The 24,118-nt window shown below is 49.2% G+C and carries 23 protein-coding genes, 2 tRNA genes and 3 rRNA genes (1 of these 28 cut by a window edge); 2 read left to right on the top strand and 26 right to left on the bottom strand.

Annotation, left to right across the window (positions count from 1 at the left end):
* The 7 genes from AC4G46_RS28870 to AC4G46_RS28900 form a co-directional block, all read right to left on the bottom strand.
* Window positions 1–257: ribosomal RNA gene (locus tag AC4G46_RS28870) — 23S ribosomal RNA — on the bottom strand (it extends 2,669 nt beyond the left edge of the window).
* A 152-nt stretch (window positions 258–409) separates the two neighbouring features.
* Window positions 410–485: transfer RNA gene (locus tag AC4G46_RS28875), tRNA-Ala, on the bottom strand.
* 27 nt (window positions 486–512) lie between these two features.
* Window positions 513–589 (bottom strand) — tRNA-Ile (locus tag AC4G46_RS28880).
* Window positions 590–628: 39 nt separating this feature from the next.
* A 5S ribosomal RNA gene (gene rrf, locus AC4G46_RS28885) occupies window positions 629–745 on the bottom strand.
* 106 nt (window positions 746–851) lie between these two features.
* Window positions 852–2,399: ribosomal RNA gene (locus AC4G46_RS28890) — 16S ribosomal RNA — on the bottom strand.
* Together the 16S, 23S and 5S rRNA genes with 2 tRNA genes alongside form the textbook arrangement of a ribosomal RNA operon.
* A 360-nt stretch (window positions 2,400–2,759) precedes the next feature.
* Window positions 2,760–2,990 (bottom strand): hypothetical protein, encoded by a 231-nt coding sequence (locus AC4G46_RS28895; RefSeq protein ID WP_025336637.1) that lies wholly within the window; start codon window positions 2,988–2,990, stop codon window positions 2,760–2,762.
* Window positions 2,991–3,236: 246 nt separating this feature from the next.
* Window positions 3,237–3,833, bottom strand: coding sequence for a stage II sporulation protein M (locus AC4G46_RS28900; RefSeq protein WP_491125695.1), 597 nt, complete (start codon window positions 3,831–3,833; stop codon window positions 3,237–3,239).
* A gap of 131 nt (window positions 3,834–3,964) precedes the next feature.
* Between AC4G46_RS28900 and pdaB the strand changes: the two genes are divergently transcribed.
* Entirely contained in the window at window positions 3,965–4,771 is an 807-nt protein-coding gene (pdaB, locus tag AC4G46_RS28905; protein ID WP_491125696.1) for a polysaccharide deacetylase family sporulation protein PdaB, read from the top strand.
* A 45-nt stretch (window positions 4,772–4,816) separates the two neighbouring features.
* Here the strand turns inward: pdaB and AC4G46_RS28910 are convergent, their stop codons facing one another.
* Window positions 4,817–5,638: a PPK2 family polyphosphate kinase gene (locus AC4G46_RS28910; RefSeq protein ID WP_491125697.1), complete on the bottom strand. Its 822-nt coding sequence runs from the start codon at window positions 5,636–5,638 to the stop codon at window positions 4,817–4,819.
* A gap of 178 nt (window positions 5,639–5,816) precedes the next feature.
* Window positions 5,817–6,383 carry a KinB-signaling pathway activation protein gene (locus AC4G46_RS28915; RefSeq protein ID WP_491125698.1) on the bottom strand — a complete coding sequence of 189 codons (567 nt, stop codon included), beginning with the start codon at window positions 6,381–6,383 and terminating at the stop codon, window positions 5,817–5,819.
* A 154-nt stretch (window positions 6,384–6,537) separates the two neighbouring features.
* On the opposite strand from AC4G46_RS28915, the gene gerD reads away from it, so the two are divergent.
* Complete coding sequence (gene gerD, locus AC4G46_RS28920) at window positions 6,538–7,218, top strand: spore germination lipoprotein GerD (RefSeq protein WP_491125699.1); 681 nt, start codon at window positions 6,538–6,540, stop codon at window positions 7,216–7,218.
* A gap of 73 nt (window positions 7,219–7,291) precedes the next feature.
* Here gerD and AC4G46_RS28925 read toward each other — a convergent pair whose 3' ends face one another.
* The 17 genes from AC4G46_RS28925 to AC4G46_RS29005 all read right to left on the bottom strand — a co-directional run bounded on the left by AC4G46_RS28925 (window position 7,292) and on the right by AC4G46_RS29005 (window position 24,116).
* The gene (locus tag AC4G46_RS28925) at window positions 7,292–8,398 is read right to left on the bottom strand and encodes an Mrp/NBP35 family ATP-binding protein (protein WP_491125700.1); all 1,107 of its coding nucleotides are present in this window, start codon (window positions 8,396–8,398) and stop codon (window positions 7,292–7,294) included.
* 92 nt (window positions 8,399–8,490) lie between these two features.
* Window positions 8,491–9,237 (bottom strand): N-acetylmuramoyl-L-alanine amidase CwlD, encoded by a 747-nt coding sequence (gene cwlD, locus AC4G46_RS28930; protein ID WP_491125701.1) that lies wholly within the window; start codon window positions 9,235–9,237, stop codon window positions 8,491–8,493.
* 78 nt (window positions 9,238–9,315) lie between these two features.
* Entirely contained in the window at window positions 9,316–10,485 is a 1,170-nt protein-coding gene (gene sat, locus AC4G46_RS28935) for a sulfate adenylyltransferase (protein WP_491125702.1), read from the bottom strand.
* A gap of 45 nt (window positions 10,486–10,530) precedes the next feature.
* Window positions 10,531–11,223 (bottom strand): phosphoadenylyl-sulfate reductase, encoded by a 693-nt coding sequence (locus AC4G46_RS28940; RefSeq protein ID WP_491125703.1) that lies wholly within the window; start codon window positions 11,221–11,223, stop codon window positions 10,531–10,533.
* 211 nt (window positions 11,224–11,434) lie between these two features.
* Window positions 11,435–11,713 carry a holin gene (locus AC4G46_RS28945; protein WP_491125704.1) on the bottom strand — a complete coding sequence of 93 codons (279 nt, stop codon included), beginning with the start codon at window positions 11,711–11,713 and terminating at the stop codon, window positions 11,435–11,437.
* Window positions 11,713–12,576 (bottom strand): DUF1906 domain-containing protein, encoded by an 864-nt coding sequence (locus AC4G46_RS28950; RefSeq protein ID WP_491125705.1) that lies wholly within the window; start codon window positions 12,574–12,576, stop codon window positions 11,713–11,715. The genes AC4G46_RS28945 and AC4G46_RS28950 overlap by 1 nt, the downstream gene beginning before the upstream one ends.
* Before the next feature lies 1 nt (window position 12,577).
* Window positions 12,578–12,964, bottom strand: a complete 387-nt coding sequence (locus tag AC4G46_RS28955) for a hypothetical protein (protein ID WP_491125706.1) — start codon at window positions 12,962–12,964, stop codon at window positions 12,578–12,580.
* A 19-nt stretch (window positions 12,965–12,983) separates the two neighbouring features.
* Entirely contained in the window at window positions 12,984–13,694 is a 711-nt protein-coding gene (locus AC4G46_RS28960) for a hypothetical protein (RefSeq protein ID WP_491125707.1), read from the bottom strand.
* Window positions 13,695–13,697: 3 nt separating this feature from the next.
* Window positions 13,698–17,075 (bottom strand): phage tail-collar fiber domain-containing protein, encoded by a 3,378-nt coding sequence (locus AC4G46_RS28965; protein WP_491125708.1) that lies wholly within the window; start codon window positions 17,073–17,075, stop codon window positions 13,698–13,700.
* A 12-nt stretch (window positions 17,076–17,087) separates the two neighbouring features.
* Complete coding sequence (locus AC4G46_RS28970) at window positions 17,088–17,639, bottom strand: phage tail protein (RefSeq protein ID WP_491125709.1); 552 nt, start codon at window positions 17,637–17,639, stop codon at window positions 17,088–17,090.
* On the bottom strand, window positions 17,632–18,762 hold the full coding sequence (locus AC4G46_RS28975; RefSeq protein ID WP_491125710.1) for a baseplate assembly protein: 1,131 nt from the start codon (window positions 18,760–18,762) through the stop codon (window positions 17,632–17,634). The genes AC4G46_RS28970 and AC4G46_RS28975 overlap by 8 nt, the downstream gene beginning before the upstream one ends.
* Window position 18,763: 1 nt before the next feature.
* Entirely contained in the window at window positions 18,764–19,096 is a 333-nt protein-coding gene (locus AC4G46_RS28980) for a lysozyme (RefSeq protein ID WP_491125711.1), read from the bottom strand.
* Complete coding sequence (locus tag AC4G46_RS28985) at window positions 19,093–19,512, bottom strand: phage tail protein (protein WP_491125712.1); 420 nt, start codon at window positions 19,510–19,512, stop codon at window positions 19,093–19,095. Before AC4G46_RS28985 ends, AC4G46_RS28980 begins: the two co-directional genes overlap by 4 nt.
* Window positions 19,509–19,904 (bottom strand): phage baseplate assembly protein V, encoded by a 396-nt coding sequence (locus tag AC4G46_RS28990; protein WP_491125713.1) that lies wholly within the window; start codon window positions 19,902–19,904, stop codon window positions 19,509–19,511. The genes AC4G46_RS28985 and AC4G46_RS28990 overlap by 4 nt, the downstream gene beginning before the upstream one ends.
* Before the next feature lie 2 nt (window positions 19,905–19,906).
* Window positions 19,907–20,938 carry a phage late control D family protein gene (locus tag AC4G46_RS28995; protein WP_491125714.1) on the bottom strand — a complete coding sequence of 344 codons (1,032 nt, stop codon included), beginning with the start codon at window positions 20,936–20,938 and terminating at the stop codon, window positions 19,907–19,909.
* Window positions 20,939–20,940: 2 nt separating this feature from the next.
* Window positions 20,941–21,144, bottom strand: coding sequence for a tail protein X (locus tag AC4G46_RS29000; protein ID WP_491125715.1), 204 nt, complete (start codon window positions 21,142–21,144; stop codon window positions 20,941–20,943).
* The gene (locus AC4G46_RS29005; protein ID WP_491125716.1) at window positions 21,141–24,116 is read right to left on the bottom strand and encodes a phage tail tape measure protein; all 2,976 of its coding nucleotides are present in this window, start codon (window positions 24,114–24,116) and stop codon (window positions 21,141–21,143) included. The genes AC4G46_RS29000 and AC4G46_RS29005 overlap by 4 nt, the downstream gene beginning before the upstream one ends.
* Window positions 24,117–24,118 lie beyond the last annotated feature (2 nt).

Genomic DNA, 24,118 nt, shown 5'->3' on the forward strand with positions numbered 1-24,118 from the left:
GCTCGCCGCTACTGACGGAATCACTATTGTTTTCTCTTCCTCAGGGTACTTAGATGTTTCAGTTCCCCTGGTCTGCCTCTGCGTATCCTATGTATTCAGATACGAGTAACTGCGAATTACCACAGCTGGGTTTCCCCATTCGGACACCCCCGGATCAAAGCTTGCTTACAGCTCCCCGAGGCAGTTTCGTTGTTCGCCACGTCCTTCGTCGGCTCCTGGCGCCTAGGCATCCTCCGTGTGCTCTTATTAGCTTAACCATGCGTTTTCCGTTAGGAAAATCGCCAGCATCACTATTAATTCAAAACTTGCTTACACAAGTTCAGCTTAAAGGAATGTTCTAAAACGCAAATTCGTTTCGGTATCCAGTTTTCAAGGATCAAGATGTTACAAGTATTCAAGTAAATCATTATGGTGGAGCCAAGCGGGATCGAACCGCTGACCTCCTGCTTGCAAGGCAGGCGCTCTCCCAGCTGAGCTATGGCCCCATAAAGTATAATGTTGTAGATGTTATATGGTGGGCCTTGGTGGACTCGAACCACCGACCTCACCCTTATCAGAGGTGCGCTCTAACCAACTGAGCTAAAAGCCCATATAACATAACATGGTTTCAACCATAGAATGGTTGTCCGCTTGGCAGCGTCCTACTCTCCCAGGACCCTTCGGTCCAAGTACCATCGGCGCTGGAGGACTTAACGGTCGTGTTCGGGATGGGTACGTGTGGAACCCCTCCGCTATCGCCACCAAACGGGATGAAAGGATTGACCTTTCAAAACTGAACACGAGTGAGTAACTAACCGACCGGTTAGATTTAAGATTTGAATGTCATCATTGCAGATGACGATTCTCCATAGAAAGGAGGTGATCCAGCCGCACCTTCCGATACGGCTACCTTGTTACGACTTCACCCCAATCATCTACCCCACCTTCGGCGGCTGGCTCCCTTGCGGGTTACCCCACCGACTTCGGGTGTTGTAAACTCTCGTGGTGTGACGGGCGGTGTGTACAAGACCCGGGAACGTATTCACCGCGGCATGCTGATCCGCGATTACTAGCAATTCCGACTTCATGCAGGCGAGTTGCAGCCTGCAATCCGAACTGAGACCAGCTTTGCTGGGATTGGCTCCACCTCGCGGCTTCGCTTCCCGTTGTACTGGCCATTGTAGTACGTGTGTAGCCCAGGTCATAAGGGGCATGATGATTTGACGTCATCCCCACCTTCCTCCGGTTTGTCACCGGCAGTCACTCTAGAGTGCCCAGCTTAACCTGCTGGCAACTAAAGTCAAGGGTTGCGCTCGTTGCGGGACTTAACCCAACATCTCACGACACGAGCTGACGACAACCATGCACCACCTGTCTCCTCTGTCCCGAAGGCCGCCCCTATCTCTAGAGGATTCAGAGGGATGTCAAGACCTGGTAAGGTTCTTCGCGTTGCTTCGAATTAAACCACATACTCCACTGCTTGTGCGGGTCCCCGTCAATTCCTTTGAGTTTCAGTCTTGCGACCGTACTCCCCAGGCGGAGTGCTTACTGTGTTAACTTCGGCACCAAGGGTATCGAAACCCCTAACACCTAGCACTCATCGTTTACGGCGTGGACTACCAGGGTATCTAATCCTGTTTGCTCCCCACGCTTTCGCGCCTCAGCGTCAGTTACAGCCCAGAAAGTCGCCTTCGCCACTGGTGTTCCTCCACATCTCTACGCATTTCACCGCTACACGTGGAATTCCACTTTCCTCTTCTGTACTCAAGCCACCCAGTTTCCAGTGCGACCTCAGGTTGAGCCCAAGGTTTAAACACCAGACTTAAATAGCCGCCTGCGCGCGCTTTACGCCCAATAATTCCGGACAACGCTTGCCCCCTACGTATTACCGCGGCTGCTGGCACGTAGTTAGCCGGGGCTTTCTTCTCAGGTACCGTCACTCCGGTAGCAGTTACTCTACCGGACGTTCTTCCCTGGCAACAGAGCTTTACGATCCGAAAACCTTCATCACTCACGCGGCGTTGCTCCGTCAGGCTTTCGCCCATTGCGGAAGATTCCCTACTGCTGCCTCCCGTAGGAGTCTGGGCCGTGTCTCAGTCCCAGTGTGGCCGTTCACCCTCTCAGGTCGGCTACGCATCGTCGCCTTGGTGAGCCGTTACCTCACCAACTAGCTAATGCGCCGCAGGCCCATCCCTTATCGACAGATCGCTCCGCCTTTTATCCTTCCCTCAGGCGAGGAAAGGGATTATCCGGTATTAGCTACCGTTTCCGGTAGTTATCCCAGGCTAAGGGGCAGGTTGCCTACGTGTTACTCACCCGTCCGCCGCTAAGCTTACCCCGAAGGATAAGCTCCGCTCGACTTGCATGTATTAGGCACGCCGCCAGCGTTCGTCCTGAGCCAGGATCAAACTCTCCAATAAAGTATTGAAAAGAGCGATTCGCTCATTTTGAAACATCTGACGAGAATGTTACATTCTCATTTTGGAATCACCGAAGTGAATTCCGATACTCACTCGTTGTTCAGTTTTCAAAGATCAATTCGTTTCTTTTCTTCATTGTCGCGCTTGTCAGCGGCGACTTTTATAATATATCACAGTGTTTATCATTTTGGCAAGTGTTTTTTTTGAAAAAGTTTTTTTCGTTTTTTCTTACCGTGCGTCTTCTCTTGAAATATCAAAAGGAGCGCGAGATATAATGTATCACGTACGCTCCTGTTTAGTCAACCCTCTTTATTAAATTAATGGCCAAGCACACATGTTTATAGGCAGCAGCTTATTTTATCAATGCTTGAACTGGGACGAACGCCCGCCCCATGCATATTTCGAGAGCTCCTTCTGCGGAGCAAACCGCGCATACATGCGAAACACCGTTTTGTATCGGTTAGCTATGGCATGCCTGATATTTTGGTCCAAGCGCTGATCACTTAAATCAAGCAGCATCTCGTCAAGTTCTTTGCGCAGAACATAGTCGAGCTCCTTGCATTCTTTTTCGTTGAACAACATCCCCAACATATGCTTGGCCTCCTTCGTATTATTTTGAGAACAAATCTTTTAAGCTGCTGTTTGTGTGTTAGAAGTCAGTCCATTTGATGGGAAATCTGCGAGTATACCCGCTTACACTAGATTAACCGGAGCATAGGAACTATAACCATAATTGCTAAAATTCTCTTTATGGTTCTGCTGAGCACAGGCATTCATGTGATGTCAGGAATCCCCAAATCAAATCGGCTTTAATGTTATGCTCAATTCATCAGAATTTTATGATAAAAGTGCCAATGTAATTGTACTTTCGATAATCGCTGCAAGCAGCAGCAGGATTACTATCCATACGGATGCCGTAACTGTCTGGCGCATAAACTCAGCCCAGCTGCTGCCCCGAACCTTTCCAGACATACTCAGGATAACCTTTCCGCCAAATTGGAGCCCTAATGCACACGCGATAATAATAGCCGGTATTTCGATAATGCCGTGCGGAAGCAGCCCTTTTACAATGAGCTGAAACAAATCTGCTCCCTGAATGACTGACAGGTGGATCAGATAGCCGATAACAGCACCGTTTATCAATAAGAAGAACGCCGGAATAAAACCAAACAGTGCACCAAGGAAAATTACCGCCACACTTTTAATGCTGTTGTTCAGAAATATAAACGTGAAGAAGCTCCATTCCGGATTATCTGAATCCATGAGCTTCCCGCTGATGCTGCTCAATCCTTCGAGCTGCTGGGCAAGCAGCTTCTGCAGACTGCCGGTGCCAATCCAGCCGAGCACTCCGCCCAACAGGAAAAGAATCAGCGCCAGTAAAAGCGCCTTGCGGATTGTACCCAGGTCTTTGACAAATCTTGAAAACGCAAACATAATGACCTCCTAAAATGTTTAGTACAAGCAGTTAATGAGATTTCTGGTCCGTCCGAGGTCATAAGCGTTAGGTACGAGCATACATTTAGAACAAACAAGCCATTTCGCAATGGGAGAGGAGCGCTGCTAGTATGAATTCTTTTTATGTATTCAGCGGCAAAAAGATAAAACGGTTCATTTATATCTTTGCCGCTGCGCTTCTGGCCGCTGGTGTCGTATATGTGGAAAGGGGTAACATTACTGTTTTTTCAGATGCACAAGCCCCTTCTGCCATTTACAGTGTGCCAACGCAAAAGAAGCTGATCGCTTTAACCTTTGACATTAGCTGGGGTGAAAAGCGGCCTGAACCGATTCTGAAGGTGCTGGAGGACAAAAAGGTGGATAAGGCTACTTTCTTCCTCTCCTCACCCTGGAGTAAAACACATCCTGAGATTGTAACCAGCATTAAGGATGCAGGCTTTGAAATCGGCAGCCATGGTCATAAGCACGTTAACTACAGTACCCTCAGCAATGAGGAGATCCGCACCCAAATTTCTACAGCTCATACTGTGCTTACTGAATTAACCGGCAAATCACCCAACCTGATCCGTATGCCGAATGGTGATTTTGACAAAAGAGTGCTTCAGGTGGCCAGCGATCTGGGCTACAAGGTTATCCAATGGGATACCGATTCGCTGGACTGGAAAAACATCGGTGTAGACAATATCGTTAAACGGGTTACCAGCAAGGCTCATCCGGGGGATATCGTCCTCCTCCATGCCAGTGATTCCTGCAAGCAGACACATGAAGCACTTCCGCAAATCATTGATAATCTCCGTGCTCAAGGGTATGAGTTCGTCACTGTATCCGAGCTGATCAGCCAAAGCAGTGCCGAAGGTACGGAGGTCCGTGATTCCGCCTCTCTGAACAAGGGGTTGGAGGACGCAGCAGGGATGTAACTTTATTATAGCCGGCAGTGCCGCAATCCGTCTGGTTGCCGTCCGTTAGTGGCGCGGAGATATGAGCTCTGATATATCAGGTGTCGGAGTATTCAGCTTCGGATAGCTCAGGTCGAGACCCTCCAGAGTCTTGACTACAATGGATAGTGCCAGATAATTGCGGTACCACCGGTGGTTGGCCGGAATCCAGTACCAGGGCGCCTCCTCTGTGCCGGTCTCACGGAAAACATCCTCGTAGGCCTTTTGGTAATCATCCCAGTACTCCCGCTCCTGCAGATCACTGGCGTCGAACTTCCAGTGCTTGGTCGGATCATGCAGCCGCTCCTGGATTTTTTCAAGCTGCTTCTCCTTGGAAATATGCAAAAAGAGCTTGATCACCGTTGTGCCCTCCTCCACCAGCATTTCTTCAAACTGGCGGATATAGCGGAAGCGGCGTTTCATATCGTCTTTTTTCAGGCTGCCGTGCACCCGGGGCACCAGTACATCTTCATAATGGGACCGGTTGAAGGCAGCGATATAGCCTTTGGGCGGAGTCTTCATATGCACTCTCCACAGGAAGTCGTGGGCTTCCTCCTCCAATGACGGCTTTTTGAAGCTGGTAACGATAAAGCCCTGAGGATTAATACCGGAAAAGATATGCTTTACAGTTCCGTCTTTTCCGCTTGAGTCCATCCCTTGAAGGATGACCAGCAGCGAATGCTTCTTTTGGGCGAAAAGAATATCCTGAAGCTCGGCAAGGCGTTCCTTGAGCTTCTCCATTTTGGCTGCAGCTTCCTCTTTCGAATGAAAGTCACCGCGTTCTGACGGATCGAGCTTGCTCAGAATATTTTCACTTGTGTCTTTTATCATATAGCGCTTGATGTTCATATATGCCCCTCCCTGCTTACTGATTTCAGTTGCGGCCGGCGGTGCGGTCATTAGCTTTTTTATGTAAGCTGTTCTTTAAGATTAACCTTCCCGTTTTCTTTTTAATCGCGCTGGAAATAAGAAACCCCCGGTCTCTTAATTAGATTAGGAGCACCGGGGTTTCTGCGTAAGGTATGTTTTAAGATGATTGCGGTTTAAGGATTCGGTGCAGTCTTAAAATCTGGAACGCATTGCAGGCAATAAGCGGAACAACAATAAACACAGTTGCACTGTCTACACCGATCTGAAGTACGCCTATCGTCTCCACAATGGTGATGGCTGTCATAAAGAAAAAGGTCGGAATTGCAGCCGCCGCCTTCGTGCTCTGCACCTTGAAATAGGACACAATAACGGCTGTAAGCAGAATGCCTATTCCCAGGATGAGGTCAGACCCGCCTGTTCTTTCAGGTCCCACAAATGCCCGCAGGAACACCAGTTCGAGCAGCGCCAGCACAGCCAATACCAGCTGTATGTACTGCCACACTTTACGGGAAAATACACCGTTGCCCATATAGTTAAGAATCAGGTATGCGAAAAATCCAAGCTGGGCGTAAACGCTAACAAGCATTCCGGAACCAAGCAAAATAAGCAGGTACAGCAGCAGGTCTGCTGTGCTCTTGAAGGCTATGCCGCCATTCACAGCCTGCAGCACAAGTCCCGCCAGCCCGGCCGAGGCAGCGCCTATCAGAAGTGTGGTCCAGAACAAGTGATACCATTTCCTTATACTCAGCCACTCCACCTCCCCTGTGTCAGATTTATTTTACCAAGCTTGCCGTCAAAAAACCATCATAACCGCGACATATCCTGTGCACTGGTGCGGCATACTACCCTCAGGATTCCTATAAAGGAGGGCAGCGCCAATGAGATGGAGGAGTTTTTTGTCTGGAGGCCTGGCATTCAGCCTGGTTCTAACCTTAACAGCCTGCGGAGGAGAACAGAGCAGTTCTTCCAGCCAGATGGGATATAAGGAAATGAAGACAATGGTCGTCGATATATTAAAAAGCGATGAGGGCAAAAAGGCAGTCGAGGAGGCTCTGACCTCAGGCAGCGGTTCGGAAGGGAGCAGCGTCAGCGGGCTAAGTATGAAAATGATGCCGCTGCAGACCACGGAACAGATCCGGATCGCAGTCAAAGATACCATCACGGCACCGGAGTACCAGAAAGAAATCGAAAAGATTATGACCGACCCGACTTTTGCCGGCGAGTTCGCAAAAGCCATTAACACCCAAAGCAAGGAGCTGCACCTGCAGCTGATTAAGGACCCGACTTATCAGAAGTCAATCGAGGAAATTATGAAGTCGCCTGAAATGATGAAAATGTTCCTGGATCTTACCAAGACCTCCGATTACCGTAAACAGTCCATGACCATTATGCAGGAAGCGATGCAGAATCCGCTGTTCCGTATGGAAGTTCTGGGACTGCTCAAAACGGTTGTACAGGACGAGCTCCAGCCTAAGGTTCAGAAAAAAGGCGAGGAAAAGGGAGGCGGTTCCGGCGGGGACAGCTCGAAGCAGGAGGGCGGAGACGACTCCGGCTCTTAACCACAAAGAGGCTTATCCATTTCACATGGATAAGCCTCTTGCAGTGTTGCGTACTCTTTTTACCTGGAACGAGCTATTCGTACTTCGCAATCAGCTTGTCCGCAACCTCGGCAAACAGCTGGGCCACCTGGGTGTCAGCTTTGTAAACGGAAGGGGAAAAGTCAGGTTCGGAGATGTGGTTGTCCGGAGCGCCAAGCGGCACCTGCGCAAGCAGCTCTGTATGCAGTGTCTCTGCCAGTCTTGCTCCGCCTCCGCGTCCGAAGATATAATCTCTCTTCCCGCATGAGGAGCATTCATAATAGGCCATGTTTTCAATGACACCGAGGATTTCATGCTCTGTCTGCAATGCCATAGAGCCTGCTCTGGCCGCTACAAAGGCTGCAGTGGCATGAGGGGTGGTTACGATGATCTCCTTGCTGTGAGGAAGCATCTGGTGCACATCCAGCGCCACATCACCTGTACCCGGAGGAAGGTCCAGCAGCATATAGTCGAGCTCCCCCCAGCCAACATCACTGAAGAACTGGCGGAGCATCTTGCCGAGCATCGGCCCCCGCCAGATGACCGGGCTATTTTCACGGATGAAAAAGCCCATAGACATGACTTTAACCCCGAAACGTTCAACCGGAATAATCGTTCCTTCTTCGACGACCGGCCCTTCCTCGATCCCCATCATATCCGGAATGCTGAATCCGTATATGTCGGCATCGATAAGGCCCACCTTTTTACCTTTGCGCGCAAGCGCTACTGCGAGATTCACCGTCACTGTCGACTTGCCGACACCGCCCTTGCCGCTGGCTACAGCAATGAACTTGACGCCGGAGTTCTCATCCAGCAGCTCATGGTCCTCAAGGCCCGCTGCGTGCCCTTTCAGGGCTGTACCTTGTTCTGGCTCCTGCTTGTCCGCAGAGCTCCCGGTACGAAGGATAGAGCGCTCATAGTCGGTTGCATTACGCAGGCGGATATGGATATTCTCCAGTCCCCCTTCGGTCAGCAGATCACGCACCTTCTGCTCCAGCTCCATCCGGCTTGTATCATCTTCCTCAAGACATACAATGGATAACGAGATTCGATCCTCTTTTACCATAATGTCGCGGATCAGCTGCAGATCAATTAGGCTTTTTCCGGATTCCGGGTCAATCAGCGGCTGCAAAAGTTCCTGAATTTGTTCCCTGGTCTGCATGGAGAGCACCTCTGTTTCGTTCCGGACGGGTAAGGCTCCGGTTAATTGTATTTATTATAGCATTACCCTTCAGCAGATTAGTAGTACCCCGTTCAGGGCTGCTCCGATGCATAACGCAAGATTCCCCGGTAGATGCTGGTGGCCACCTTCCGCTGATAAACATCATCTCCAAGCAGGACAGACTCCTCGGGATGCGAAAGAAATCCTACTTCAACCAGCGCGGCCGGCATTTTCAGCATTTTCAGCAGATAAACCGTATTCACTGTTTTGGCAACACGGGTTGTATTCTCAAGCGTTGTCCGCAGCTCATCCTGGATAAAGCCGGCAAGCGCTTTGTTGCCGTCATTGGCCGGATAATAAAAGGTCTGGGCTCCGCTCCACCGGTTGGAAGGCACACTGTTCATATGTACGCTTATGAAAAGGTCTGCCCCTTTCTCCTCAATGGTTCTGACCCGCTGTTTCAGGTCCTCTGTTTTGCGCTTGGAATAGCCCTGTGTTCCTTCACCGGCAAGGTCATAGTCACCCTCGCGCGTCATCACTACAATTGCCCCTGCCTGCTGCAAATAATCCCGTAAATACAGGGAGACAGACAAATTGATATCCTTCTCAATCAGTCCGTCCTTGCTGACTGCTCCTCCGTCAGGGCCGCCATGACCGGCATCAATCGCAATTATTTTACCGGACAGCGGCAGGCTCCAGTAGTTCAGCGTCCTGGCAGTAGGCATATCGTAGGCTATAATCCCGATCATTACAGCCAGCAGAACGATTCCCAACACACTTTTTTTGATGCTGCTCCAGGCAATCCAGACCGAGACCTTCCCTTCCTTTCGGCCAGACATAACAAAGACCCCCTCGTCCCGATAGATTCTACTCATCTATATGGGACAAGAGGGCCAAATAGTACTGGCTGTATGATTTTAGGCGTTAACCTGCTCGGACATTCCTTCGATCAGAATCTCCGCCACCTCAGGCCGTGTAAATTCCGGAGGAGGGCACTTCCCTTCACGGAGCAGTCCGCGCACTTTGGTACCCGATAATGTCAGATGCTGATCAGCCGGATGCGGACAGGTTTTGCTGGAAGCCATATTTCCGCATTTCACGCAGAAAAAGCTGTGCTCGAAGAAGAGCGGTGTAATTCCCAGATCCTCGGCAGTGAAGTTCGAGAAAATCTCCTGCGCTTCATAAGTGCCATAGTAGTCGCCTACCCCGGCATGGTCACGGCCGACAATAAAGTGAGTGCAGCCGTAATTTTTGCGGACCATGGCATGGAAAATCGCTTCTCTCGGTCCTGCATAACGCATAGCCGCCGGGAATACACCCAGGAAAGTCCGGTCAGCGGGATAGTAATTCTCCAGCAGCGCCAGATAGCTCTTCATCCGTACATTAGCCGGTACATCATCCGATTTGGTCTCACCGACCAGCGGATTGAGGAACAGGGCGTCTACAACCTCCATTGCGCACTTCTGGATATACTCATGGGCACGATGGACAGGATTACGCGTCTGGAAGCCTACAACGGTTCTCCAGCCCTTCTCAGCGAAGATTTTCCGGGTCTGGGCAGGGTCAAAATAGAACTCTCCGAACTTCTCCGGCTGCGGGCGGTTAAGCACTCTGATGGGTCCTCCTACATAGGTAGACGGACGAGCCAGCAGCTTGCTGACACCCGGGTGGGCCGGGTCCGTTGTTTTGAATACATTCTGCGCTTCAATCTGCTGGTCTACACTATAAATGCTCTCCACATCAAGCAGACCGTAAATAACGCCGTCATCCTCACCGATAAGAGAAACAGTATCCCCCACCGCAAGGCCGGAGGCTACCTCATCCTGTACGGCAAGCGTAATCGGAATACTCCACACTGTGCCGTCAGAAAGACGCATATTGTTCACTACGGAATGATAATCCGCTTCATTCAGGAAGCCGGCAAGCGGGGAAAACGCGCCTACACCAATCAGATCGAGATCGGATATTGTCCATGTATTAATTGCAATCGACTTGTTCTCTGAGGCTTGCTGCAGCAGCTCTTCTCTCTGCGCTCCCTCCACAATACGCTGAATCAGTGTTCCTCCGTGTGGAAGTATAGACGTCATCTGGGTACTCTCCTCCTGTGTGTTAACATTTATATGAGTGATAACTTATTTATGAAGTCCGCATTCTGTCTTCTCGTTGCCCGACCATCTTCCGGCACGCGGGTCTTCACCAGGCATTACAGCACGGGTGCATTGTTCACAGCCGATACTCGGGAAGTTACGGTCGTGCAGCGGATTGTACACCACGTTGTTGGCGCGGATATAATTCCATACATCCTCGGAGGTCCAGTCAGCGATCGGATTAAATTTAACGAGACCGAATTTGTAGTCGTATTCCACCTTCTTGGAATTGGCACGGGTTGGTGCCTGGTCACGGCGGATACCGGTAATCCATGCTTCATATTGCGACAGGATCCGGGTCAGCGGCTCTACCTTGCGGATTGCGCAGCATTGGTTCGGATCAACAGTCCAGAGGTTTTCACCGTACTGCTGAGCCTGCTCCTCAACGGAAATTTGCGGCGATACGCGGACGAATTCCATTCCGTATTTATCAGCCATAACATCTCTGGTCTCATACGTTTCTTTGAAGTGAAAATCTGTATCCAGATAAAACACATCTGTCGACGGGCTTACCTTCTGCAGCATATCGACAAGCACTACATCTTCAGCGCCGAAGCTGCAGGCAAAAGTGATGTTGGGAAAAGTCTCTACTGCCCAGCGGATAATTTCCTCGGGTGAAGCATTCTCCAGTTCCTCAGCCTTAACCTTAATTAAATCTTCTTTCTCAAGCAGATTCATCTTGTATTCCTCCATCCTAATATATAAAACGCTCATCCCGTCAATTCCAACTATTCTTATATGGAATAGTATAAGCGATACAACGCTGAAGTCAATACTTTTATCCATTTTGGGTTAAAGTGTTTGGAATACGATTAGAACTGCAAAAACCTTAGAAGAACGTGATTTTTTTAAGACAGAATTGAACTGGTTAAAAATCTTAGGAACAAAATTATTCTTTAGTCATACCTGAGCGGTTTGAAAATGCCAACTCAAACAATCCAGTAGCGGATAATCCCCCGAGTCCCCCTGCCCATAGCCGCAGCGTCAAGCCAAGCTCAGTAAACGGATAAGCAGCAAGGCCAATCATCAGACCGATAACCAGCCCCACTAAAGGAATTAGATTTTTAGCCACTTTAATACTAGATTTTATTGACTGTACGATAGCCAGAATAAACACAGCTAGTACTGAAGCAAATGCCAAGACGTCATTTAAGTTTTGATTGTCCATTATCCAACCTCCTTCTCTATAATTCGCAGCCTTTGCTCAAGCAATTTTATATCCATGTCATTCTCTGCAATAAGCCTTAGCAGATTACGACGCAGCCTGCTGACAGCTAATGCTGCCTCTTCACGTGTAATTTCAGAACCTGGCCGCGTCCCGTCGAAATATCCATTTTCCCGCATTTCCTTCCATGCATCTGCTGCCCATGTACTAACTATATTAATATCACGTTCAGTCATTTCTCCTTCTTCTTCAGACGGGTTCGGAACGGGACCTGCTGTGTTCCACCATCCTTCATTCCCGTAGGATTCATTAAGATCCAATGAGATTCCTGCGCCCGCTACCTGAGTATTGTTTTTGTATTGATACAGGTTTGCTTTAAGCGACTTTTTTCCACTACTCCAGGCATAGGTCTGCCAAAAGTGTTGTGCTGCTCCGCACTTAGCCATAGCTTCAATAACAGAATAAGAACCGTACACACCGACAGAATACCCCGGAATCTCTCTGGCTGCAGCTTTAAGATATGATTCGATTTTGTCGTAATCTCCACCGTGCGCATCATAATCCACTGCAAAATAAATAGCGCTGCCGCCCGGCTGGGCAATCTTCAGCGCCTCCTGATATGCTTCCTTACCATCTATAATTCCCGCTGCGGCTCCTCCTGCCGGACGATTGGAGGTGGTTTCAAAAACAGATACAATCTGCATCCCTGCATCTGTTATCCTCTCTGCCTCAATCCGCGTCAATCGCTTCCAGGCCAGACGTTCCGGTACCAGGTAACGTGCCGCAAATGTTTGCCCTGATGCCGCCAATGCTCTTACCGCTTCTGCGGTAAGAGGTGTGGCACAATCAATCCCTTTACTAATCATCCTATCCTCCTCCTATGAAAATGTATCCGATTATCACAAAAATCGTTCCGCCCAGCACGTACTTTAATAGATCCATCCAAAACTTCCGCTCTGCCTGAGTGTCTTTTCCCGATTGCTGAAGCAGCATAAAAATCCGGCTCTCCAGTTGGTCAAATTTGCCCATGATCGCGTTGAACTGCACCTTCATTTCAATAGTGGATTCCTTGATTTGTTTGATGCTTTCTTCATGCCGGTGATCGTTCTCTTCTAACAGCTTCAATTTCGTATTTGCAGTGACATTTTCGGCTGCTAGCCGCGTGAATTCTGCCGAAAGGCCTTGCAATTGTTCTTCGACCTCCTGCAGTCTTTCTATAGGCATCACATCACTGCCTGCTCCGCTGTCTGACATAGTGATCCCCCTTCTGTAATTAGTTTGCTCGGAGGCAATAGCCATTTATGGAGCCGCAGCCAGATGAAGTGACAGATGGATTTGCAGCAACAACGATGTACCATTGAACGTTTGCATTACTCGAACTTATCGTAGAGGTATAGTTAAGTCCATTAATACACAAGGAAAAAGTGCTCCCATTATAAGAAAAGCCAAACAAAGGTGCAGATGATGTGGTAAGTGTATACGTATATAGGGCCGCCATAGTATCGGTTCTTATAACCCTAAACATTGTACCTACACCAACCAGATTCCCTCCGTTTAACGTTGCAGAGAATCCTGCTGACGGCTTTGCTATGCTTTCTATCAATGCATATTGGTCCACAGAATCAAAATAAACAGAACCTCTGTAGGTATTACTAAAAGAAAAGGACGGTGCTGTGCCGCTCAGTCCCAGTATCGACTTCCCGGAAACAATATTTGATGGGATGAAATTTGAGTCAGCGCCTTGTAATTTGGCTGATGTTAATGTGATTTCTGGTCTTCCAGATGCACCAGCGGTAAGATATGCCCCGGACAAGATTGAAGTTACCAGGTTACCCCCACTATAAGAAGCACTTACTCCGGCCTCTTGTCCGTTTAACCCCCGGCTGGCAATGGTACCATCTGCGTTGGAGAGCGTACCTGCACTAAATTTTTTGCCAGCTAATACATCGGCCGCTGTAGCATTCCCAGGCGTATAAATAGGCATTTTCTAACCCTCCTCTGTAATTACAGCAGATACATAGGCATTATTCGCAGTCGTTGAGCTAACCACAACATTTATGTTTGAACCGGCATTCGCCTGCAGCATGAATGGTATAAATGCCAAAGATCCTACCGGAGTTGATGTAGTATAGGGTATAATCATTTCCGACTTAGTGCCTCCTGCATCAGTGTAGTTAACTACTATCCCTACATTAGTAGCCGCATTGGCTACTCTTAAGAGTAACTTGACAGTGTACAGAGCTGTAACAGGCGCGGTAATAGCGGCTATGGTGGTGGGGGTGGTAGAAGTTATCTGCATGTTAACAACTGAAGCTCTATTAGCTGATACTTCGGCTATTTTTTTATTGCTGTCTCGTGCTGCGATATTGTTTGAAAGCGCCGATACAGAGGCATGAAGCCCATCAACCATATCGGCATTCAAATTATCACACATAGTGGTAGATGTAACGTAAAACGGCTTTCCCCCCTGAGATATTGTGGAGGAGAATTGCTTGGATACAATATTAGCGTTAGTGTCCCTGGCTACTACTGTGTTGGCTGTGTCTAATGTTGAAGTATTCATATCGTCAAGTAGATCTGCATTTAAATTAGCTACCTTGGTGGTGGATGTTACACTTAACGGCGCAGTTCCCTGCACAGCGTTAGAAATCAGGCGGTTTGCATAAAGCAGATTAAAAGCCGTATTTCCTGTTGAATCACGGCTGGCAACGGTCCCCGCCGTCGCTGATGAATCAGCATGCATTCCATCGTGCAGGTCAGCATTAAGGTTAGTAACCAGCGTTGTACTTGTAACATTCATTGGCGAACTTCCTGCCGGGGTTGTGAGTCTAATCCCCTCAGCAACCAAGTTTCCTCCGGGCAAGGATTGAATTTGTGCGTAACTGGTATAATCTGCAGGAATTGTATTACCGATCACGGCCGAAGTAACTGGGTTAATAGTGGTATTACGTAATCGTGTAACATTCACATATATGGTCTGTACATATCCTGCTGTGTCAGGTGATACCAAATAATCATTCATCTCAACCCAACCGTTTCCTTGCGAATTTAATACAAGGCGCAGGTTGAATGAAGAATAACTATTACTTCCTAACTGCACGATACTTCCTTTTATTCCCCCCGAGTGGGAGGTATTAATTAAAAAAGTTGTGTTGTAAACTATAGAGTTTCTTGTCCCGGAAATATTTAATATAAAGGCATGGCCTATGGTTACTGAAGAATCGAGTGCTGCAATGCGATACCAGCTGTTCCCATTAACTACCTGTGTCGACCAAGAACGTAAATTTTGAAGTTCGTCTGCATGATATCCATCCAGCATATCTGCGTTCAAATTTGTATTCAATGTACCATTACTCACCGGAACTGCTCCGCTTGCATTGCTTGCCTGATAGCCATCAATCAAATCGGCATTTAAGTTGCCTACTACCGTAGAGCTTGAAACAACTAGAGGTGAAGTCCCTGTAGCTACAGTTGAAACAAATCGATTGGCATTAACATTACTCGTTCCATCCCGGACCACCACAGTGTTAGCCGATGTCGTTAGAGAGCTCTGGTAGCCATCAACCATGTCAGCATTCAGATTTGGCACAACAGTAGCAGAAGCTATACTTAATGGTGCTGTTCCCGTAGGGACGGTGGACGTAATTTGACCATTGAATAAAGTGCCGTATGGAAAACTAACCACTGGTACTGGAAGAGCTGAGCTATCACTAACGTACATAGCTGAAATTCCGAACGAGCTCATAAGGGATGGGGCGGCATCTACCGTAAGCCCATCTACTTTTACTACGAATGTCTCAGCATAAGCAGTCGGAGCAGGATAAGAAATTTGAATCTTCCAGCGGCTGTTTGCTGCATCCCAGGTAACATCGGAAATAGCCATTCTGCTGGCTATCGGACCAAACACTTCAGTGTAATGAGTAACTTGATTATCAGGTGATGTCTGGCCGCTTCTCAGGTGCAGGCTGAACCTCTTTCTTAACAGTCCATTATTAGCTGCCCCGCTCCATGCTCCAGTAACGGATACATCCATATACCCTCTTAAGGAGCCGGTAAAGTATAAATCCACCTTTTGATTTACAGTAGTTGCCGCAAAAGAAAAGGATCCGATTTGTTTTGAAAATGAATTATAGCCTACAGCAATCCCTGAGAATTGCGGGATTGCTGTTGTTCTAACATCCTGGTCGAATTGAAATCCATCAACCATATCTGCATTCAGATTTGGCACAACTGTCGTGCTTACGATGTTGAGCGGACTAGATCCTGCCGCAATTGTAGATGTCAGCTGCCGCCCGGCAATATCTCCGTTTCCGTCCCGGGCAACGATGGTATTCCCCACTGTTGATGTACTGGTATCCATACCATCCAGTAAGTCAGCATTAAGACCAACCACTTTGGTGGAAGAAGCCACTGCAAATGGTGCAGTCCCGGCAGCAAGGGTGCTCTTGATCTGTCCCGTGAATATAGAAGTACCATCAATGGAGGCTTTCGCATTCCACATACTACGCTCGGAAGCTGTAACGTGCCTAACAGCATCATCGACATGTGTTTTTGTCGCTTCTAAAGTGATAGCTGGCGCTGTTAAGGAACTAGACTTTCCGGTGATTCCTTTAATTAAGGTGAATATACTGGAGAAAAGTGCTCCAACCTGCCCTGTAAGGCTCGGCGTCACATTTTCAGTTGCCGTCCGGCTTCCGATCACCGCATCCGTAGCTGCGCCATCAGCAAGCTGCGCACTCCCGACAGCCTTATCCCCGATTTTCGCCTGCGTAACTGCCTTTGCCCCCAGCTGTGCTGTCCCTACGGAAGAGTCCGCCAAGCCGGCCGAAGTAATCTTAGGAGCATCACCGGCTGCGCCTGTGTGCTTATGTCCCGCTGACAGGTCAAATTTAGCGTTAACCTCTGATTCCCGGGCAAAGACAAGTGAATGATCCATGGTTGCCGTTATATTGGCTGCCGTACCAACGGTTACAATGCAATCAAACACCTTTTCGATAATATCTGTCCCGCCGCCAGGGGCAATATAATCTGCCGTCACCCCTGAATTGGCATATGCATATAGAATCTCGCCGGCATCCGGGTCCTGTGCAAAAATCCCTACCTCACGAAAATAAAATCCTGTAGTGATCTCTGCATTAGACAAGACCGTTCCCACGATTACCTTGTTTGGTGATTGCATCCGCAGTCGCTTAATAGGCAGGGTTTTCTTAGTTGAGATTAATCCATTAAGCGCCGGTATGGCCTGTCCGCTCAGTGACCCGTCACCGACAGCAATCCTCGTATAATTAAGCTGCGTGCCCGCCTGAGCCTTCCCTTGGAGTGCCAGGCCTTTGTTGGTTAATGTCATGCCGCCAAATACTGCCACGATAGTCCCTCCTTAAATTGTAATTTGTTCTCCGAAATGCAAAAAACCGCCGATATACAGCGGCAGTCCTTCCGATTGAGAAATAGTAACGCTGTCCAGTACAGCAGAGATACGTTTTACTGCGTCTACTGCATCTATAAACTCCTGCGCCCGCACGGCCGTAACATCCGCATTATTAGTAACGACACGGAAGTGGTAAGGATCCCCTCCATATTCCCACCATTCTTCTACAGCACCCTCACCAAACAAGATAGCGATAAGATCTTCCACAGCACCCGGAGTCCCTTTATGCCGGTGAAATGGAATTGACGTTTTAACCAGCAGTCTTTTCTGTTCCAGCGGCAAGGCAGGGTTATAATAGGGCGGCCGGTATTGAACAGCCAATTCATCGGTCTCAGTTTCCGTCCACTCTGTCCAACGTCCGAATATATCCAAAGCTTTTATCATATCCGTCGTTTCCTGCAGCTGAGTGTCCAGTGCTATAGCTGCTGCAGACATTGCCGGATCGTTCCGCAGCGGGGGAGGAAGCAGATCAAGCAAGCTTGCTTTATGAATATCAATCATCTGTAAGCCCCCCATAAGTGATCGTAGTCGTACCCTCTTGGGCAACCTGTGTTGCCGTTAAGGCTGCATATACAGGTGATACAGGCACAACCCGTAATGCGCCGGCAGCCATCACACGGGCGATTAATTCAGAAGGATTGATATCCCGGCCAAGCTTGGACTTTTGCCAGAGCTGATAAGCTGCTACTGCTGAGGTTACCGCTGCTTGTATAACCGGTACCTCAGAGGCACGGCTGCGGCTGATGTAATAGGTTAGGTTAGTGTTATAAGGCACCGAAGTTGGAGCCGTTACCGTCACCTGGTCCGTTAATGGCCTGATCCCCCGGTCTTCCAGTGTCTCAGCAATGGCGTTAAGTACAATCTGGCCCGGGATTTGCCCGCCGGCAAGCAGAGGGACAACGGTCACCTTTCCATCCCCCGGGGAAAAGGCATGTACGTCCAAAATAGCCGCAGAAGTGGATTTGGCCCAAAATTCATATGCGCCCTGCGGTCCGGCTGTACTGTAGGAATCCGGAGCATTCCGGATCCGTTCCCTGAATGCCTCGTCCGCCTCTTTTTCCGCTCCGCCAGTGCTTACTGTCAGATTGGCCACGGACTGTATAAAAGGAAGCTGGTCCATCAGAACATTAAGCTGTCCAGGCAAAAATCCGTTCCCGGTTGTACCTGGTGACGAGCAGACTGCCGGTACCGTACCGGCAGTCTCCCCTGCAGGTATCTCCAAATATTCCTCTGTTGCAAAAAAAACAGAGCCGTCGCCCCCCTGTACTCCGATCCTGGTTCCCTCCGGAACCGCAGTAGGAGAAGACAAGGGAATCGACAATGTAAATTGTATTGTAGCAATCGCGGCGGAAGCCGCTAAACGTTCAGCCCCCTGAAATTGCCCCATATGATCCAGCTGTACGCCGGAAGCATAGCGGAGCAAGTTACTTTTGGCTGTCTGGTTTATAAGCACCCTCTGCTGGACAATAATAGCGGCCAGCGAAGACAAAAAGAGCCGCACCGGATCGGCGGGCTGCAGTGTTCGGCCGGTCAGGCCCTCGTACACAGAAACTATATTTTGCTGGATTTCAGCAGCCTCTTCAGCAGTAAATTGAATATCGGGCAATTCTACGGTTTGTGCCAAGTCATACCACCTCCTCCTTTAAACTGTACTTTACTACCGCCTGCAGGCGTCCGCCTAAAGCTTCAGGAAGCCCTTCTTTAAAGGTAACCTCTGTGATTCGTGCCCGTGGCTCCTGAACAGCCACCGCTGACATGATTTCACTGATCATACGGTTTTTTGTATATGGATACGGCGTATCCAGGCTGCCGAGATCAAGCCCGATACTGCGGGCTAACGGCGTGCTGCTACGGGGGATTGTCAGAATCATACGGATGTTCTGCGCCACCTCATCAACAATTGTTGCCGGCGCAAAATGGATAATGGAAGGCTGCGTCATGTCCAGAACATATATCATTTCACATACTCCTCCAATGTAATGTCAACTGTTGCAGCATAGACAACCCCTCTGTTATCAATCTGCTCCCAGGCTTGAGACAAGCTCGTGATTACCCATAGTCCGGTACCCAGGCCCTTGTTCCCGATAACCAGCGGGAGTGCTCTGCCCGTACGCTCCAGCTCTGTAAGACGGTCAAGTTCGGTACGGGGATTGAGCTCCTTGCTTAAAATAAAACGCATAGTAAAGGATATTGTATCAACCCCTGGCCCAATCCACTCTTTCTTAGGTTTTTTTCCCAGAATATCATGCTGCGCCCACCGGCCTGCGCTGCTCCGCGTCAGATCCTGAAAGGTCATCACCTTTTCCTGGCTGACAATAAATATTACCGGCCCAAATGATCCAATCGTTGAATTCGTCGGTTCAGCTTCGCTCATAGCACACCTCCTGAACGGGTGATGCTGCCGGTAACAGTTAAATTCCCTTCAATTTTTACACCGCCAGCAGCTTTAACGGTTAGCTGGCGTGCACTCCGGTCATAAAAGACAAAGCTGCCGTCCTCAAGCCATACGCCATGCTGATTCATATTGCCGGGTGCTGTCTCCTCCGCTCCATAATAGGTTCCCAGACAAAATCCGGCGGAGCAGCTTCTATCCAAAAACACACAAAGAACCGTCTCCCCAGGCTGAGGAACAGTATTTCTGTGCCCCCATCCGCCCGGCATAATGACCGGAAGCGGAGCAGATACCAGATTGTCCCGTTCCGGGAAGATCACCCTGACGCTGCAGGAGGCCGGATCTGCTGTGGAGACTTGTCCGATTACAATCATGTCTACCACCCCAATACCTTTCTGATTTGAAGCTCGGTTGTATAGCCGCCGGTGCCAATCGCATGTCTGGCAGATTCGATAATATATTTGCCGTCAAACCGCTTCCAGCCCTTAATATTGATTGTTAAACCGGCAGCCATCCTGATATCGCCCATCAGGGATACTGTTCCTCTGCCGCCCTCCTTATTGGACTCCCGCAGCCTTTTGCGGGCCAGCCGCAAAGCGGCAGCCTCATCGTCTGCCTGTTCGTTTATCTTTAGCACAGGTCCGGTCTTAGGGGCACCTTCGGGGGTGTATGTTGCCTGTACCGGCTTTTTGGCCTTTGGCGGTGTATAAGTAACGGTACATGCCCTGTATGCGGAGTAAGCTGTATTTACTGAAAATCCAAATCCCGTTACATTATCCGTGCCTCTGGTGATAGTAGCAACAGGCGCTCTTTTCTCAAACACAAATTCATCAAACAGCACCAGGTTGCCGCCCGATACCTTGATAGCAATTCCTTCCCGGGTTGCTGTCTCTAATAAAAATCCAAGATCCGATTGCTGCGTCTGCTCCAAATGATCGTAAGACGGATTATCCTGTGCTTCATAGATCAGCTCCAGCTTGGCACGTTTGGCAATTTGCGCAGCAATTGTCTTTAAATTAGTCTTCTCCCAGTTCCGCGAGCTTCGCTGCATACGGATCTCGGAGGTGACCGGCAGGGATACGGCTTTAATCGCCACCGTATCCGGCGGCCCGTTAAACTCGATGCTGTCCACTTCAAATGTCCCCAGCGGCAGCTTTTTAATCTCATTGGGGCCTTCCCAATTCATAGTCCGGATCGCGGCTTGTATTACATCCCCTTCACTTGGGGCCCAGGGCCCCTGCCAGTTGCGGGCTGCATCCTCCAGGGAGATTGAGATATCGTCAAGCTGACCTGAAGCGGCATCATTGTATTGAAAATCAGTCAGCGATTCCGCAATATCCTTTGTGATATCCTTCCCGTTGTATTGAAGCACCAGCATCGCTCTACGGGCATTTTGCGGCAGCTCCAAGCTTATCCCTCCCTTTTCCACGGCGGAAGTGTATCTGAGACATCTGCAGGCTTATCAGGAACGGTGATCATGATATTTCCGGAAAAGACCACGGTCTGCGCAAGCTCCGGATTAGCGTTGATCAGCAGCGTCATCAAATACTCATCGCCATACAGCTTATAAGCAATACTATCCCAGGTGTCGCCTTGTACTGACTTATAGATCACTGGAAGCTCACCCGCCTTTGCTGCTGAATCATCCGCTGAAACCGCTGCTCAAAGGCCGGCTGCTGATCCTGCAATGCTTTGGCCACCTCAGCTGCGATATAAGGGGTTCCGCCTTGAATAGTAACTTGAGGAGCCCAGGTCACCCGGATGTTCCCTTCATTTACGTTATTGGAGCTGGTCGAATACCCCATCAGATCGTTGGCCTTCTCCAGAAGCGAGCGTGAGCGCGGTTTGGTATTAAGCGGAATCGCTATTTCCGGACCGGCCTCGCCAAAGATAGAAGGGCGTGTGGCGATTCCGCCTTCGGCGTAACCTTCGTATCCGGGATCTCGCAACATAAGATGGTTTAGTTCTCTACCGGCTGGAGTAGACGGGTCAGGGACTAGCCCGGTTTGCCTCCAAATCAGTTCAACATCTATTTTTTTCTCACTTGGCATCATCGACATAGCCGCATTTAACTCGGAGATATCCGCCATCGCTTGTTCGAATTGCAATTTCTGGGCGTCAGACATTGTCTTATATCTCTCTGCCTGTGATTGCAATGTGCCCCCGAGATCCAATTCAATCAGACTCTTTTTATTATCGTAAAAAGATTTATAGCTGGCTTCAGCGGCTGAACGCTCTTCCAAGGTGCTTTGGAGTTCCTCTGAGGCATCGTTTCTCCGGTTTTTAATTTTTGTTATAGCTTTATCAAGTGAAGGCAGCTGACTAACATTGTTGAAATTGTAAGCCCCTGTATTATAGCCAGCCTTGTCAGTAGTTTGGTTGACCTTCTCACGTAAGCTCTCAAGTTGTAAATCCTTTGCTTCTGAGGCAGGGAGCTGCTTTAACCGCTCATATTCAGCCTTAAACTCCATTAAGTCTGAAATCACCGGGTCCAGAATATCCTTTTCTTTTATCAGATCATTAGAGCTGGCCTGAAGATCAGACAATTCTTTTTCCAGCTTGGGGAGCTTATCTTCGCTCTTGTATATTTCGTTCTCAAGGGCGATTTTCGCCAAATCCCGTTCGGCATCTGACTCTTGCTTAATTAAATCCAGCTTTTCTTGGACCTTTCCATTCTCAACATCGTATTGTCTAATGGTCTCAGGATGCAGTTCCTGCAGCTTCTCAACCACATCCCGCAGGCGCTCTTGCTGTGCGGCCAGCTTTTCTGAATTTCCGGCTAGTCCTGCGGAGTTGGAGGAGCTCTCTTTTATTTTCTTGTTTAATTCGTTATATTGCCAAACGAGGTCATTGGTGAGCTGTGCTTTGTCTTGTGCAGCTTCATATTTCTCACCCGCTTCGTCAAGAGCATCACCCATATTCAGCAATTCCAGCCGTGCCTCTTCCTGATGCTTCTTATAGGTTAATACACCTGCTGTGATTAAGCCCAGCGCCCCTACCGCAATTCCCACCGGATTCGTGAGCAGGCCCAGTGCACCGGCAAAACCGCCTGCAGCTCCGCTGGCACCGCCGGCTGCACTGCCTATACTTTTAAAACCCTGGATAATTTTCAGCGTATTGGTTGTGACAGCGGCAGCAGGAGCTGCAAGACTTAGCACCATCATCAGCTCTTTATTGCTGCTCATCCAGTGAACCAGGCCCTGCAGCAGCGGCATCAAATTTTCACCAAGCGGAACGATCAGTCCGGTCATCATTTCCCTGCCGACGGCCTGGAACTGCTGGGTCAGTGTGCTGTATTTTACCGCTGCAACTTCTTCCATGGTTTGCTTGGTCATGTCAAACTGGCTTCGCGTGGTTCCAAGTGCAAGAATAGCCTCACTGCCCATATCCGCAAAACCGCTACCGAACAGCTCTCCGGCGATCTGTGCCTGTTCAATCGGATCTTTAACTTCCTTAAGCTTTTGAATCACTTGCTCCATCGCTTGTTTACCGGTAAGTGATCCATCTGCAAGACCTTTAAAGATAGCCTTACCGCCGCCAAGCGTTTTTTGAAGCTCCTTCATAGCTTGTTCTGCAGCGTCTCCGCCTGCAGCTAAATCTTTTGTAAGGGCATCGGCGGCCTTCTTTCCCGCTGCCTTCAGCAGATTGGCATATTCGGCCGATTTCGTACCGCCTTTTACAAGAGCTGCACTGAACTTCTCCAGCTGCTCCGGTGCGAACAGTTTGTAAATAGCTTCCTTTGCCGAATCTGAGTCACCGGTTACCGCAGCGCTGAACTCCTTCACAGCATCAGCCACACCGCCAAGAGATGTAGCCCCATGCTCTATACCGGCGCTGAATACGCCGAACATCTCACCGGCAGAATAGCCCATTTTGTCAAAATAGACACTGTACTCGCTGGCGGTATCCAGCAATTCACCTGAGCTGTTGAGCCCTTGTTGTGCTCCTTGGGCCATCAGATTGTAAGCCTGCTCAGAAGTAATACCAAACTGCTGCATCATGGCATTGACTGCTTTTAAAGAGTCAGGAAGCTCTCCCTTAAAAACATCCCTGAAGGTGATGGCGGTCTTCGCCGTCTTCTCCATCTCATCTCCGTTTTGCTGCAGCACCTGCTTCACAAGTGCCAGGGAATCACCCAGATCCTCAAAACCTGTGCCATAATTTTGCCGGTACAGGTCGTTAGAGATCTTCTCCATCTCTTCCATCTGATCAGTCGTCATTCCGGTAGCTGCCTGAAGCTGAGCCATCGCATCGGCTGATTCATTCATTGCGCCCATTATTTTTGCAAGCGGCTCAATACCCTCTTTAACTCCTGAAAATAATTCTGTCTTGTTCTGGATGCCCTCCAATAAGCGATCGAGCCCACTGGTGCTCTCGCTCAGGTCGTCTACGGAATCATCGGCAGCATCCGCATCCCGGCGCAGATTTTCAAATCCCGGAAGACGCGAAAGTTCATCAATAATTCTGGCGATCTCTTGTACACTGTCTTCGGCTTGTCCAACTGACCGGCGGAAGGCGGGTGTTACAATCGCATTTAATTGGAAGACAATGCTGGTGCTGCCTCCTGTACTGCTTGATCCTGCCACGT

The organism is Paenibacillus sp. fava2 (assembly GCF_058313675.1).

Excerpts from the sequence above, each read along its gene's own strand:
- AC4G46_RS28895 (WP_025336637.1), bottom strand. The coding sequence starts at position 2,990 with ATGTTGGGGATGTTGTTCAACGAAAAAGAATGCAAGGAGCTCGACTAT.
- AC4G46_RS28900 (WP_491125695.1), bottom strand. The coding sequence starts at position 3,833 with ATGTTTGCGTTTTCAAGATTTGTCAAAGACCTGGGTACAATCCGCAAG.
- pdaB (WP_491125696.1), top strand. The coding sequence starts at position 3,965 with ATGAATTCTTTTTATGTATTCAGCGGCAAAAAGATAAAACGGTTCATT.
- AC4G46_RS28910 (WP_491125697.1), bottom strand. The coding sequence starts at position 5,638 with ATGAACATCAAGCGCTATATGATAAAAGACACAAGTGAAAATATTCTG.
- gerD (WP_491125699.1), top strand. The coding sequence starts at position 6,538 with ATGAGATGGAGGAGTTTTTTGTCTGGAGGCCTGGCATTCAGCCTGGTT.
- AC4G46_RS28925 (WP_491125700.1), bottom strand. The coding sequence starts at position 8,398 with ATGCAGACCAGGGAACAAATTCAGGAACTTTTGCAGCCGCTGATTGAC.
- cwlD (WP_491125701.1), bottom strand. The coding sequence starts at position 9,237 with ATGTCTGGCCGAAAGGAAGGGAAGGTCTCGGTCTGGATTGCCTGGAGC.
- sat (WP_491125702.1), bottom strand. The coding sequence starts at position 10,485 with ATGACGTCTATACTTCCACACGGAGGAACACTGATTCAGCGTATTGTG.
- AC4G46_RS28940 (WP_491125703.1), bottom strand. The coding sequence starts at position 11,223 with ATGAATCTGCTTGAGAAAGAAGATTTAATTAAGGTTAAGGCTGAGGAA.
- AC4G46_RS28945 (WP_491125704.1), bottom strand. The coding sequence starts at position 11,713 with ATGGACAATCAAAACTTAAATGACGTCTTGGCATTTGCTTCAGTACTA.
- AC4G46_RS28950 (WP_491125705.1), bottom strand. The coding sequence starts at position 12,576 with ATGATTAGTAAAGGGATTGATTGTGCCACACCTCTTACCGCAGAAGCG.
- AC4G46_RS28955 (WP_491125706.1), bottom strand. The coding sequence starts at position 12,964 with ATGTCAGACAGCGGAGCAGGCAGTGATGTGATGCCTATAGAAAGACTG.
- AC4G46_RS28960 (WP_491125707.1), bottom strand. The coding sequence starts at position 13,694 with ATGCCTATTTATACGCCTGGGAATGCTACAGCGGCCGATGTATTAGCT.
- AC4G46_RS28970 (WP_491125709.1), bottom strand. The coding sequence starts at position 17,639 with ATGATTGATATTCATAAAGCAAGCTTGCTTGATCTGCTTCCTCCCCCG.
- AC4G46_RS28980 (WP_491125711.1), bottom strand. The coding sequence starts at position 19,096 with ATGATATATGTTCTGGACATGACGCAGCCTTCCATTATCCATTTTGCG.
- AC4G46_RS28985 (WP_491125712.1), bottom strand. The coding sequence starts at position 19,512 with ATGAGCGAAGCTGAACCGACGAATTCAACGATTGGATCATTTGGGCCG.
- AC4G46_RS28990 (WP_491125713.1), bottom strand. The coding sequence starts at position 19,904 with ATGATTGTAATCGGACAAGTCTCCACAGCAGATCCGGCCTCCTGCAGC.